Below are 13,651 nucleotides of genomic sequence, written 5' to 3' on the forward strand. Positions count from 1 at the left end.
CTTTTGTTTTTAAAGTTAACGTCTATCAATACACGACGAAGGTAATATGTCTTTTGGCACAGTCGTTTTATTCTCACCAACCGCTTGCATGCCCGTTACAGGTTTATCAAAACCGCAAAGCCAAGCGATAGGGCTTGTTGGGCTTCCGACAACAACGGCAGGGCGAAAACTTAACACTGTATTTTGCAAAGGCATCGATACTTTATTACCCAAACTAATATGAATCGCTCCGTCTTCGACAGTGATCCCCGTAACCCGATTACCAATTAAAAACTTACTTGCAGGGACACCTGCTTGCTCATTGTTTTTTGGAAAGCGGCCGTGCTCCAAATAAAAGGTTGTAACGTCTTCTCGAATAGTTGACGCCATAGCTAAGGGATCCGCTAGTTCACTGCGCTGAATATATTGACTGTATTGTGGTAATGCAACAGAAGCTAAAATGCCGATGATGGCGACTACAACCATCAACTCAATCAGCGTAAATCCTTTATTTTTCATACTATCTCTCCCATTAAGAATAGAGGCTCATATGCTCCCATTAAGAAATGGGCAATTAATATCACCAATAAAATACTAAATACAGTAATGAGTCTGTTGATATACGCTGTGATTTCATCGCGTAGGCTTTCAAGTTTATTGGCGACGAGGAGCTCTAGCTCTTCGGCAATATCCAAGCCATTACTTTGACATGTTTTTAAATGAGATAACTCACGATTATTGTTCTGTACTCTTCCATACAATGGAAACTCAATTAACGCGACTAAAGCATCATAATTTTGCCTAATTTGTTTGGGGATTATTAGCCCTAACTGGGCTGATGAAGCACTCAGTAAAGTCAGATTTGCAAACTGTCGAAGCGCATTTACAGTCAATATAATAACCATCAAGAACAAGCCGAGCGCAATACTTGCTACCAGCCAGAACCTAGCTAAACTAGCCATGTGCTCTGTAACTTGCACATCAAATTGGCTAAACACATTTGAGAACGAAGGAATAACAAATTGCTGGTAAATAAAGTTAACAAGGATGAAAACGGAGAAAAGTACACCCAGATAAAGCAACTTGGTTTTATAGTCGAAAGAGTGCTCTTTTAGTGTTGATGATAACGCTGCATAACTTAACGCTAACCTTTGCTGCTGCTCACCTTCAGCTTCTTTAAGGTCTTTTGCAAGCTTAGTGGCTAATGGACTATTCTTTTGTCCATCATAATAAATTTCTAAGTGTAGCGGGGCACTAAGCGCTTCTTGCTGTGCTTTACTTAGGCCACTTATTGGCGATAATAACCGACATAAATAGCCTAATTGATTCCAATTCATATCTTATCCTTTCGATAGCGATAAGATAATGTGCCATAAAGCAAAAAGTTAATAAATAGTTTGTTTATTACCCAATCAAGCCATTGCAGGGCGCGATTTATAATACTGAATACATCCTAGTTGCGCTGCATTAGTCAGTAGAATCATTACAAAGGTCAGAATGTGAGACACACTCGGTGTCGCCATAGCAAGTTCGGCAGCGAGGCCGCAGCTTCCAGCAACAAACTGTAGGCTAAAGTAGCGCGCACTTAAATTACTAATATCACCACTTTTAATGGTTTTATAAGTCTGCGGCATAACACGAATAGAGCTCATGACTAAACCTACATAGGTTAGCCAGTTAAGCACCGTTGCTGTTTCATAATGAGGGTTAAGCAACAAACCAAAAGGCACGACCGACATGGCTAATAACCCAGCTAGCTGCATGCGTTGCTTTCGCGCAGCGTTGTAACGAACAAAGTAGTAAAGAATCACACCACTTAGCATGCCGGTAACAACAAACGGCAAAACCATGTAAAAACGCTGAAAAAACAGGTTAAAGGTGATGAAATATAAACTTTGCGCGACACCAAAGCTCATCATTAACAGCGAAACGCCCGACACACTGTGATTTTTACGGATCTTATTTAAAAGCGGATAAAAGCTAAACGCTAAAATAAAGCATGAAATAATCGGCAAAAAGTGCGCCAAAACAGACCTCTCTCGTTACAATTTAGTTAATAAGTTAGCAGTTTATAAATCACCCATAAAATTACAGTAAACACCTGTTTTTAAAGCAATTTAAAAGAGCGCGGCATTGTAATGAGAGCGCTTTAGAATGCAATAAAGAATAAAAAATAAACAACAGTCTATTGGCAAGATATCCGTACAAGCTGTTTACAGCTGATGACACTAACGACTAACTTGAATAATTAATGTGATCTGGGTACATTGATTAAATAGTGCTCAGGAGGGTTAGGCCATGAAGTCAATATTATATGCGCTTGTTTTAATTAATTTTTTAGTTGGATGCAAGAGTACAAAACAACAAGCAACGCCCCCACCGAGTGTGGCCAGCTTACTCAATGCAGCACATTTTAAACACGTTGAACTTAGCGACCCTGAACTCTTTACGCTCCCTGCAGATGAGCAGAAACGTTTTCTTAATTATTTTACCAAACGTCAAGGTGGCGATTTAAGAGATGACCAAATCCTATATCGCTATTTAGAAAATAAGCTCACCAATTTTAATTACTTTAGCGCCACACTCAATGCCCAGCAGACTCTTCAAGGTCATCAAGGTAACTGTATTAGCTTAGCAATTTTAACCCATGCTTATGCTCAACTAGCAGGACTTCAAACAGGCTTTCAAGCGGTCTCCAGTGAGCCTGTTTATAGCAAACAAAATAACATCGTGTATGTATCGGGCCATTTTCGCACCAAAGTCTACGCCCCTTTAAATGAGGACGATAATTACTTGGTGCCGCCAGGCACAGTAATCGATTACTTTCCTGCTCGTGGTAGTTTTTACTCTGGTCGCGCTGAATTAAAAGACTTAATTAGCCGTTATTACAGTAATTTGGCTGCAAAAGCACTGGCCTTGAAACAATTCGACTTAAGCTATAGTTATATATTAAAAGCCAATGAATACACCCCAAATGCAGCAGCACTTTATAATCTAGCTGCCGTTTTACATCGCCAAGCGGGTGATTTAGCTGGAGCAAAACATATTTATCAAACAGCAATGCAGCATGGCTTTAGCGATACAAATTTACTACATAATTACGCAGTGCTGGCCGAGCAACTGAATGATCAAGTTTTGGCAGAGCAGCTCAATTCACAGTTGGCGATGCTAGAGCAGGATCCATTCGAGTTACTGGCAACGGCAATTAACGCCCGTAACAATGGCAAGCTTCTCAAGGCAAAGCAACAACTTGAAGATGCTATTGCATTAGCCCCTTATTTATCTGAACCCTATATCGAATTAGCGATTATTAGTTTTCAGCAAGGTAATGAACAAAGCAGTAAGGAATGGCTAGAAAAAGCCATTGAGATAGAAAATAAAGACGAAAAACTGGCGCTATATCACGCCAAGCTTTTCGCCTTAAAAGACCAACACTAGGCTATAACGAGTAATAGAAGCTTAGCCAAGCCCGTAAATCATTTTCAAAGTCGTCGCCTTCTACCCGGGCGACGCCAAAATCAAGGTTTACATCGTTCAAACCAGCGGGCCCCATACCAAAGCTAAAGTCACCTTGCCACTTGAGACCATAACTTTGCGCATAAACTCGGTTATCAACTTGATGCTGTTGGTAATAAAGCCAAGGTAATGAATCTTTGTAACTAATGCCCCCGCCATAACCTTTATAGCGGTTACCTGATTGACTAATAAACGGCAACTCTGGGGCAACAACAAAGCCGCTTTGCGTGTCATTATTAATTAAGTTTGACTCATAACCGCCAAGTGCAAGAATACTGTCATCGCGATATTGCTGTGCAAAATTAACATAAACAGGAATATCAAAAGCATAACCGCTCAATTCGGTGGCAAAGTTATAGCCTTGCCAATTATTCGAGTTAGCATCACCGGATAACCACTGAGCACTCACAGACTGAGCAAAACCGTATCGCTGTCTATCATGTTGCCATTTTTGTTCAAGTCCAAAGGTTAACCATTGATCATCCCCCTTACTAAAATCACTGTAGTTATAGCTCAAACTCGGTGTAATTCTAAGCTGCTGAAACTGCAACGGGTAACTCATGGCTAAATGCGCCCCAGTGTTACTTATCTTCACCGGTATTTGTGAATGGTACTGTTTTGCCGATTCAAGGTCGTAATCAAATAACAGCGCTTTAAATTTTAAATCAAACGCTGAGTACTTAGCGGCCGCGAACACCCCTTCTAATGCTTTGTCATGTAAATCAGCACTGTAGCCTGCTTGTAAATCAAGCTGCTTTAAAAAGTCGTTACTTTTGACCCCTAGGGTTAGCAGTGAAGATGATGCCGAATAATACTGAGATGCCAGCGAAAAAGTCGGCTTTTGCTGCCAAATATCATAATCGGCTGGCTCAGTTGGGCTTTGCGGGTAGATTTTCGCCTCAGGTAATACTTCGCTCGTTACCTGACCTCGTGGTGGCGCCGCACTTTTAGCAAATTCAACAACCTCTAATCCTTGTGGTTGCTCAATAAAATGCTTGATATTCGGCCCTTCTGCAGTGATCGATAAATACAAAAGTTCACCATTATTCATTGCCATTGGATGTGCAACAGCTTCTTGACCTTGCGTTAATTGGCGTAGTGAATTGCTTTGTAGATCATAATGATATAAATCGAGAGCGGCATTTTTACCGGCAACAAAATAAAGCCCTTTGCCATTGGCTTGCCAATTAGGTTGTGACACATACTGATAGCCCTCTGGCATTGGTACAGTAAGTGATTTTTGGGATCTTAAATCTTGTATATACAACTGCCAATTAGCATTCAATGTCGCTTTTAAATAGGCAAGTTGCGTTTTATTAGGGCTTAGTGATGGATAGTCATAAACCGTTTCTAGGCTTTTCTCAAATAAAGGCGTAGCGACACCCGTATTGAGATCAAAACGCACTAGCTCCGAGAAACCATGCTTCGTTTGCTCAGCATAAACCGTTTGCCCGTTATCACTGATACTAAAGCGGCGCAGCCCTGCATGATGGCTTAATGCAGTTACTTTACCTGTATCAATATCATAGCGGTATAGATCAGAAATACCTTGAATTGAGCCTTTAGCAACAGTTGTTGTGGCGGTGAAAAACAATGTATTTTCGTCTAACCATTGCGGGTTTTTTATACCCTGCCTATTAATTTGGTGAAGCACATGTTTTTGCTTACGCTTAAAAACACCGGGGGCTTTATCTGCAATATCAGCAGGGTCATCATCGAGTAACGCTTGTTGCTGCTTCGCAAAATCATCAGCAGCCTGTTGATTGTCATCAGTGCTATAAATGACTAAGCGGGTTTCGTCATCTTTGTTGCGCTCAACAATGGCAAGCTTACTGTTATCTAAACTTAAAACAGGGTTCGAGGCGTATAGATCAAGATCCAACCAAAGCTTACTTGTAAGTGTTTGCTCACTTACCTCTTTAGCCATTGCTTCATAAGTATATTCTGCAATAAAGCGGCGGTAGAGGCGTTCAGGTGAATGGCCAAATACTCCGCTAAAGGCCTCATTAAAATCACGCGCTTTAACCGCTTGCATGCGCGTCCAAACTGCATCAAGGTTTTGCGCTGAATAGTTCTCTTCCAGCCAAGCAAGAAAGCGAGATCCCATTAAATACGCCATTGAGCCAGCTAAATAGCCCCCTTCGGTACTACTTAATTGGCTATATTGTGGCAATGCACCTTGCTGGGCAAATTCAACCAGTATTGCCTCTGAAAGGTTATCGTATAAACGACCCCGCCCTGTCATTTTCGACTCCAGCAGCGTTGCATACCCTTCAGCAGCCCAGCACGGCATTTCGCCTTCAACTAAGTCGTAAATATCCCAACTATTACGAATAGCTTGGCGCACGTCACTTCGAGTAGGCTGAGCAAGGTGCACCAAATGAATATATTCGTGCAAAATTAATAACTGCTGCCAACCATCGGTGTTAGAAATCACCGTGTCGGATTGTGGAGGCGTGGTAAACAAAGCCATTAGAGGTTTGTTAGTCACCGGCAAAGCAAAGCCATTGGAGGCGTTAAATGGGTCAAAAACCAGAACATCGACCACTTCATCAAGAGCACGGTTTTGCTGTTTTAGTACCTTATCGCGAACAATTTCAAGCTCTGTTGCCGCTGAACGGGCCCATTGCTGATTCTCAGTACTAAAATGCACATTAAAGTGCTCGGTATGAATAGTTTGCCAAGTCTCTTGGCTTGAAGCGTGGCTAGCAGCAAGTAATGCCACAGTTAACAGGGCTTTTTTCATCACAATCCTTGATTAGCAAGTTGCTTAATTTAAGAATTAGTATGCGATGCTTTTTTAAAAGGCTGAAGTTAAAAAGTGTAAGAAATTACTCGATTTTTAGCGGTTGTAGGGCGTGTTGACCCTTGTTGATTGAAATTTGTTCACTCTAGGGGCGATTTAATCGCGGCGCGAGATTTGTAACCTAGTGGGCTAAGTAAAAATCGAGCAACAAAGAGTTAATCGCCCCTAGGAAGAACCCGGAGGGCAGCGCGTGTTTGGCATTAATGCTGCGTTATCGCCTATTTATGTGGAACAATGGAACAACCACACTACATAGGCTCTGCCTTGCCTAAATACCAAACACACTGCTGCATAATTAATCATAAAGGGTCAGCACGCCCTAGACCTAGTAATTGATAAATAATAAAAATAGTCACGGCAAACATCAGGCTACTTCTTAATGCACCGAGTCCCGCAATGACTAAAGCTGCGGTTACGAGTAAAGCAATTGCTGTAACGGCAACACTCACACATAAGCCCTTACACTCCTGCTGCGAACGTGCATAACAAAGTAAGGCAACAACACCTGAAATAGCTAAAATAGGTAGTAAATAAATCATTGCGCACCCGTGATTATTGACGTTGCGCTAGTATACCTCAATATTAAAACGAATCAATGGTATTGAGAATTATTTTCATTTAAAACCAGTTCCGCTCAACGCCTTCTATTTCATGTAGGGCGAAATCAGCAAACTGCTCAGCCAGTTCCGCTTTTAAGTAAGGCATTGATACATAACCAGAAGCTAGTTGTATATACAAGCTTTTAAGCTGTGATCGGCGCATTAAATAAGTGCTTATTGTGGTGACGCTTTGTGCTTTATAGATTTCAAAAACACGATACTGCACACCTAGCATGCCGGTTTTAAATACGGCAAAAAAACGGCCGTCATGTTGATACATAGCCAAACCCGTTTTTTGATAATTCAAAAACACACCGATCATCAAAACTAAGCCCACGACAATGCTCCACAGCATCGTAGCAGTATCAAATAAGGCGTTGAAAATTAAAGCAGAGAATACAGTAGGTAGGATCACATAGAAAAACGTATTTTTATAAAGTAAAGCTCGCTCAGGCTTAATAAAGTTAAGCTCTGTTAAATCAACAAACCATGGAAATAACCAGCCACACACGGCTTGCACTTGCTCTTTAGTGATTACTGGCATCACTAACGTTTGTTTATTTTTATGTGCCGCAACCCCAGCAGCCATACCACCACTACTCACTTGTGGGCAAATTAAGGTATAGCGATTAAGGAGCCTAGCAATAATATTTTGTTTGATTTGCACACTTTGAATTTTCGACACGCTGATCGAGAGTTGCTGGCGCTCAAATAAACCTGCCACACGCTTAAACTTATCGTCCTGAAAATACAGCTGAAAGTTAAAAAAGCGCACTAAGGCCATGACAACAGAAAGTAAAATGGCACATAAAACAATGGCAACAACCATAATTAACGCAGCGATTGCAGCTGCGCTGCCAACAAAAGCAGCTTGCTCATTCAGTATGGCCTCTAGGCGGTTTATGATAGTTTTTTCGAGGTACTCAAAAATCACATTCATAAATGGAGCAAGTGCGGCCAATGCCAATATTGCCATGTTCGACATCAAACCAAACTTAGCAATTTCAGCATTGCTGATCGTTAAGGTTTTCGGCGTATCTGCTGCTTCGCTCTGCTCAACAGGTAGCTGCTCTTGCTGTTGTAACTGAGCCTTAAATTCCATAACTTGTTCACGAACTTGCTCAGCATAGCTAAGCTTTACTCCCGGGATAACAGCTTCTTGAGCACTACTACCGGCAGCATCGAAAATACAATTAACCAAATTAACCGGCTGAAAATAAAAAGGCTCGGCAATGTTTACGTTCTGTACTCGAGCAAATTTTAGGGTTAGCCGCTCTTTTTTGAATACCCCTTTATTGAGCAGTATTTCGTGACCATCTGTTATGCGGTATTTAAAATTACGATAATAAGCAAAGGCATACAGCACTAAAACTAAAGAGGCTACGGCAACAGCTATTTGCCCCCAAAACAGCTTTTGCTCAACTTGCGTAACAAATAACACCAAAATTGGCAGTAAATTAAGTAGCCCATCTTTTATGAAACGCAGTGCAAAGTGAACAATAAAATACAGTAGCGCCCATGGCGACACGCGTTGCCATTGTTGATCACTCATCGGCAAGCTCATTTTCTTGAGTTGCTGCATTATCACCATAACTTTGCACGAACTGGCGAACATCATTGCATTGTTCGTCAGTTAACCCACTGATATGTAAATCAGCACTCATGCCACCCGCACTGTAAAGCCTGAGTGTTGCGAGTCCTAACTTTCGCTCAATTGGGCCGCGATGAATTTCGGTGTGTTGCACGCGAGAAATAGGCAATAAAGTGATTTGTTGCCAAATTAAACCTCGCTTAAAGGCAATATCATGCTCTCTTACTGCCACCCCTTTAGCGCGAACGCTGTAAAGGTTGAAAACCATCGACAGTATTACCAACAATGGCAAAACCAAAAGCCAAGGTGTAGTAATGGCTTCGCTAATGGCTGGATTAAAGTGCCGTACTGCAATGATCACGGCCATTAAAGGCACGTAAAATAACAACCAATTTAGTTGTACATGCCATATCGCATTATCAGCAAGTGGTTGGAATTGAATCGTTTGATGCTTTGGAAGGGTTTCTATTTGTTGATTACTAAACACGGTAATTCCTTGTAAAGGCCAGCGGTGCCGGCCTTACGTGCTAACACTGAGTTTTTATATGTTATAAATTATACCCAGCGTAGTTTTGTTGCAAGTGTGTGGCTTGCTCCTGGTGCAAGTTCAACACTATCATCAAGGACATTAGCCGCTTCTAAGCACAGCATGACGTGGTATTCGTCATCAGCAAAATTAGAAAGACGTTTTGATTTATCAATCCATGGGTTCCAAAGTACACAGGATGTTGAGTTTTCGCGACCTACTTCAATAATGCCATCAGGTGTAATGATACGTTGAGTGTCTTTTGCTTCGGTGTAAACCATGTCTGTTTCACGTGCAAACGACACTAACTCTTTTTGCTCAAATGGACCTTCAGCAAATTCAATGTATTTGGCGCCTTGTAGACCATCTACTTTTGTTTCTTCAATTGCTGGTGTTGGGAAGTACGTGTGCAGTGCTTGAGTAAACTGTACAGTTTGGTTATCTAAGTTCGTGGTTGTTAAACGCATCTCTAAGCTAGAGGTTAAAATAAACTCAGCCAATAACTTAGTTTTATAAGGCCAATACTTTTCATCAACTTGCGTCATCGGCAAAGACAAGCTGATATAAATAGAATCGTCTTGTTCTTTCACTTCTTCTGCGCGCCATAAACTTGTGCGAGCAACACCATGAGCTGGCCAGCCTTCATGTTGGCTTACTCCGAACCATGGCCAACAAATCGGAATACCGCCTCGCACACCTTTGCCTTCTCGGTAATCTTCTAATTCTGAGACCCATAATAGTGGCTTTTTATCGGTTGGCGTGAACTCAGTGATCTGCGCACCTTGCAGAAAAATAGTTGCGCTACAAAACTCACTAGCAACTTTAATAAATTCAAGCCCGGTTTCACTTTGCTCAATCGTAACTGATGGCGATAACTTCATAATTCGTCCCATTTAATGAAAGAAAAATCCACCTTACCCAATGCAGTGGCTTTTAGTAAATAATATTTAGTTATTTGTATAAATTGTTTTACTACAAAGTGATGGTGTCACCTCGTAGTTGCATTTTAAGTGTTAACAACAATTACTCCATCTAAATTTTAACTTTTGCTTTTTAATTTCTGCTCTAATTAATCAACAAGCACGATATCAACCATTATGGCCGCAATTTATAAGCTAAATAGTTATTATTTATTTGAACTCAATTTATTAGATGTGTAATATTTTGCGATTGCGGTTGTTCCACGCCGCCTTATTTAAGAGACAGAAACATGCAAAAGTATGACGAGCTACTAGTGTCGCTGCGCAAAGTGATCAGAGCCATCGACCTTCATTCAAAACAGCTCAACAAAACCTCTGGCTTAACAGGCCCACAATTACTGATTATGAACGAGGTTGCACAAACCGATGGCATCACCGCTAGTCGTATTGCACAAAATGTAAACCTAAGCCCGGCGACGGTTACCAATATCTTAGACCGTATAGAAAACCGTAACCTGATCACCCGTGTACGTAGCCAATTAGATAAACGCCGAGTTAGTTTGCATCTCACAGAAGCGGGTAAACAGCTACTAGATCAAGCACCTCAGCCTCTGCAAGAACACTTCATTGAAAAGTTCTCAGCACTCGATGAATGGGAGCAAAGCTTACTACTTTCATCAATGCAACGTATTGCCGCAATGATGGATGCAGATCAGCTTGATGCTTCACCTCTGCTTGAAGTTGGCGCAATCACCAAGACATTAGAACCACAGTAAAAATTAAAACTGATTGATTAATATTAATTTTCTGTGTCTAGTCTTGGGTTCAGCATGATTATCAACTATGCTTGGTAGTACCCATTCCAACACTAGCGAAAATTCATGCTTAAACTATCAAAGTTAGCCCTCGCAATAGCCTTGGGCACAACTTCAAGTCTTAGTCAGGCATCTGAAATTGATGACCTTCAAAAGCAGCTGCAATTGCTGAAACAGCAAATGCAGCAACTGCAAAGCAAACTTGATGCTGCCGAAGAAAAATCGCAGCAACAAGCCGAAAAACAAGCGCAAATTGATGCACAAGTAGCAAAACAGCAAAAGCAACTTGAGCAACAAACAGCAGCTGTTGAAGCTCCTAAAAAAGAATCTGGCATTAAGGTCGGGGGTGCAGTACGTACCAACTTCAGCCATACATCTTATAACGATGGTAATAAAAACCGCGGTGGCGACTTCGATTTTGACATCTTCAGGCTAAATTTTGCAGGCGATGTCGGTGATGTACAGCTTAACGCTGAGATCCGTTTTTTCGATTACATGACTGCTGTTAAGTATGCCTACGCAGCTTATGACTTTGCCGAAGACTGGCAAGTGCAGGCAGGTATTACCAAAGTGCCTTTTGGTAACTGGCCTTATAATTCACACAACTACTTCTTTGGCACCACTTACTATATTGGTCTTGAAGATGACCACGATCTGGGTGTGCTATTCAAGCGCAAAATTGCTGACAACTGGCAAATTGATCTGGGCTTTTTCAAAAATGATGAGCTAGGTGGTGTTGATGGTTACGTAAGCGACAGAAGCGACCGCTACTCATATGATGTTGTTGGTTTCCGCTCTGCTGATGAAGGTGTTTATGCCGAACCAACCAATGCGATTGGTGAGTACAACACCTTCTCTGGTCGTTATGGTTATCACTTTGAGCATGACGGCGGCACCACCGAGCTCGGTGTTTCTGCGTTATCGGGTGGCTTGCATGACGGTGAAGATAAAGCCGGCGATTACTACGCTTGGGCTGTGCACTTAAACAGTACTATTGGTCCATGGAATTTCCAGCTCCAGCACGGTGAATATAACTACGATATCGACAACGTCGACCGTATGGCCGTGGGTGCTTATGCGTTTTACGATAGTATTGCCGCAGAAGCGACCATGACTAATGCTAATATAGCTTACAGCCTGCCTGTAGAGTGGGGCCCGGTCACTAACCTGCAGTTTTATAATGACTACGGCATCATTTATGACAAGTCAGATAACAGCGAAGATACATGGATGAATGTAACCGGTGTATCTGTTGCCGCAGGTGGCTTATTCACTTACTTTGATTTTGTACAAGCGAAAAACCAACCATTTGTTGGTGGTTCAATTGCTGGCGACAGCGACGAGACTGAAACCCGCTTCAATATCAATATAGGTTATTACTTCTAAGATACGCTTAATTAAGTGAAAGCAAGGAGCTGGCCTCCTTGCTTTTTTATTTACTCGAAACCACACAACAACCTCACGATACCCTTAACGTTCATTCATTACTAGCAAACTTCTTACTTCACTCCCAAGTAGTCCACTATGCTTAAGGCTAAGGTCCGATCTGTACCTTTAGTAAAAACATTTTCTGGCTATACAAATGAAAATCATTATTATATAGCACCATTCTAAGCCCGATTTATTGTTAAAAGCTGTATAGCAGCTTTGCTTGATTATCACTTAGAAATTATGGGTATAACCCTATGACAACATCAACTACCCCGTGCATTTACTCTAAAGACGTTGCTGAGGAACATATTCATGCCAATACTCGAGCTACTTTCTCGAGCTGAAAAGCTAAAACAAGCGATAAGCATCATAACCGATGATATTGATCATCATTTATTAGCGCTAGCGCCTAGTGCTGATTTAGATAACTATAAAAAGTTTTTAACCTTACAGTATGCTTACCAGTTAGAATTAAAAGGCCTCTACGAGCATGCTGGTTTACATCAATATATAGATAACTTACATGATCGTACGCGATTATCTTTAATCAAGCAGGACTTAGACGATTTAAAACACCCATTACCAAATCATCAACAGTACCCCTGCCGCTTTCAAAATGCCGACTTTGCCTATGTACTTGGTTGGCTGTATGTAATTGAAGGAGCGCAATTTTCTGCAGCTACATTAGGCAAACAGGTAGAAGCTGAGCTAAAGTTAAATAATCAACGTGGTGCACGCTACCTTGCTAAAGCAAGTGAATACTCTAAAGACTGTCAACTAAATCATCTTATTGATAACCTTGAGCTCTGTGAACAGCAACAAGCCACCTTGATAGAGGGTGCCGAGCAAGCACTGCAACGATTTAAGTTTTATCAGGCCCAACTTTATTGATGAATGTGAGAGCGGCGTTTACCGCCTATAAAAATGGCTGCTATCAGTTACTCGGATTATTGATGGTGGGTTTAGGTATCATAGGTATTGCATTACCTGTGATGCCGACGACTATCTTTTTTATACTAGCATTGGCGTGCTTTACCCGCTCATCACCCAAGCTTTCTGCCTGGCTGCTAAACCACCCCAGATACGGCCAACCGTTAAGGTTTTGGCAAGAGCATAAGGTTGTCCCTACCCGTGCTAAGTTATTAGCAGGTTTTGGTATGGCTATCGGATATGCTTTTTTACTACTAAGTGCCGCGCCAATTTGGGTGATGTATTTAGTAGCAGTGATTGAATTGAGCGTATTAGCCTATTTAATTAACCGCCCATCTGAGCCAAATAAACCAACCCTAATTCAAGTTAATATAACCACACAGATGCGCTTGATGTTGCTTGCTTGTTTTCTCAGTTCGCAACTAGCAGTTATGGCTTACCTCGCTATTCATTTCTAGCACAAAGAAATGTAAAGAACGTAAACCTGCTTGTTATCAGTAATACAAATCATTATCATATTTGTATCTTTAACGAATAA

Annotated in this window: 12 protein-coding genes and 1 pseudogene; 5 read left to right on the forward strand and 8 right to left on the reverse strand. The window is 41.4% G+C overall.

Features of this window, described 5'->3' with window-relative positions; all coding sequences use genetic code 11:
* Positions 1-15: 15 nt before the first annotated feature.
* The 3 genes from HUS61_RS12935 to HUS61_RS12945 all read right to left on the reverse strand — a co-directional run bounded on the left by HUS61_RS12935 (position 16) and on the right by HUS61_RS12945 (position 2,006).
* Positions 16-498, reverse strand: coding sequence for a pilin (locus tag HUS61_RS12935; RefSeq protein ID WP_175082627.1), 483 nt, complete (start codon positions 496-498; stop codon positions 16-18).
* Positions 495-1,316, reverse strand: a complete 822-nt coding sequence (locus tag HUS61_RS12940) for a hypothetical protein (protein WP_175082628.1) — start codon at positions 1,314-1,316, stop codon at positions 495-497. Before HUS61_RS12940 ends, HUS61_RS12935 begins: the two co-directional genes overlap by 4 nt.
* A gap of 75 nt (positions 1,317-1,391) precedes the next feature.
* On the reverse strand, positions 1,392-2,006 hold the full coding sequence (locus tag HUS61_RS12945) for a PQ-loop domain-containing transporter (protein ID WP_175082629.1): 615 nt from the start codon (positions 2,004-2,006) through the stop codon (positions 1,392-1,394).
* A 271-nt stretch (positions 2,007-2,277) separates the two neighbouring features.
* Between HUS61_RS12945 and HUS61_RS12950 the strand changes: the two genes are divergently transcribed.
* Complete coding sequence (locus HUS61_RS12950; RefSeq protein ID WP_175082630.1) at positions 2,278-3,417, forward strand: lipopolysaccharide assembly protein LapB; 1,140 nt, start codon at positions 2,278-2,280, stop codon at positions 3,415-3,417.
* 1 nt (position 3,418) lies between these two features.
* Here HUS61_RS12950 and HUS61_RS12955 read toward each other — a convergent pair whose 3' ends face one another.
* The 5 genes from HUS61_RS12955 to HUS61_RS12975 all read right to left on the reverse strand — a co-directional run bounded on the left by HUS61_RS12955 (position 3,419) and on the right by HUS61_RS12975 (position 9,898).
* Positions 3,419-6,241 carry a hypothetical protein gene (locus HUS61_RS12955; protein WP_175082631.1) on the reverse strand — a complete coding sequence of 941 codons (2,823 nt, stop codon included), beginning with the start codon at positions 6,239-6,241 and terminating at the stop codon, positions 3,419-3,421.
* A 359-nt stretch (positions 6,242-6,600) separates the two neighbouring features.
* A complete protein-coding gene (locus HUS61_RS12960) occupies positions 6,601-6,840 on the reverse strand; it encodes a hypothetical protein (protein WP_158685563.1) in 240 nt (79 codons plus the stop codon).
* Positions 6,841-6,919: 79 nt separating this feature from the next.
* Positions 6,920-8,482, reverse strand: coding sequence for a PH domain-containing protein (locus tag HUS61_RS12965; RefSeq protein WP_258537481.1), 1,563 nt, complete (start codon positions 8,480-8,482; stop codon positions 6,920-6,922).
* The gene (locus tag HUS61_RS12970) at positions 8,445-8,978 is read right to left on the reverse strand and encodes a PH domain-containing protein (protein WP_175079641.1); all 534 of its coding nucleotides are present in this window, start codon (positions 8,976-8,978) and stop codon (positions 8,445-8,447) included. Before HUS61_RS12970 ends, HUS61_RS12965 begins: the two co-directional genes overlap by 38 nt.
* Before the next feature lie 68 nt (positions 8,979-9,046).
* The gene (locus HUS61_RS12975) at positions 9,047-9,898 is read right to left on the reverse strand and encodes a D-hexose-6-phosphate mutarotase (RefSeq protein WP_175082632.1); all 852 of its coding nucleotides are present in this window, start codon (positions 9,896-9,898) and stop codon (positions 9,047-9,049) included.
* Positions 9,899-10,227: 329 nt separating this feature from the next.
* Here HUS61_RS12975 and HUS61_RS12980 point away from each other — a divergent pair, with 329 nt between their 5' ends.
* The 4 genes and pseudogenes from HUS61_RS12980 to HUS61_RS12995 all read left to right on the forward strand — a co-directional run.
* Complete coding sequence (locus HUS61_RS12980) at positions 10,228-10,713, forward strand: MarR family winged helix-turn-helix transcriptional regulator (RefSeq protein ID WP_054562966.1); 486 nt, start codon at positions 10,228-10,230, stop codon at positions 10,711-10,713.
* 105 nt (positions 10,714-10,818) lie between these two features.
* On the forward strand, positions 10,819-12,138 hold the full coding sequence (locus tag HUS61_RS12985; protein WP_062566332.1) for a porin: 1,320 nt from the start codon (positions 10,819-10,821) through the stop codon (positions 12,136-12,138).
* A 357-nt stretch (positions 12,139-12,495) separates the two neighbouring features.
* A complete protein-coding gene (locus tag HUS61_RS12990) occupies positions 12,496-13,074 on the forward strand; it encodes a biliverdin-producing heme oxygenase (RefSeq protein ID WP_063529003.1) in 579 nt (192 codons plus the stop codon).
* Positions 13,074-13,463: pseudogene (locus HUS61_RS12995) on the forward strand (YbaN family protein); the annotation flags it as partial. The gene HUS61_RS12990 and the pseudogene HUS61_RS12995, both read left to right, overlap by 1 nt.
* Between the last annotated feature and the right edge of the window lie 188 nt (positions 13,464-13,651).

This window comes from Pseudoalteromonas sp. 0802, from assembly GCF_013350085.1.
Taxonomy (GTDB): Bacteria; Pseudomonadota; Gammaproteobacteria; order Enterobacterales; family Alteromonadaceae; genus Pseudoalteromonas.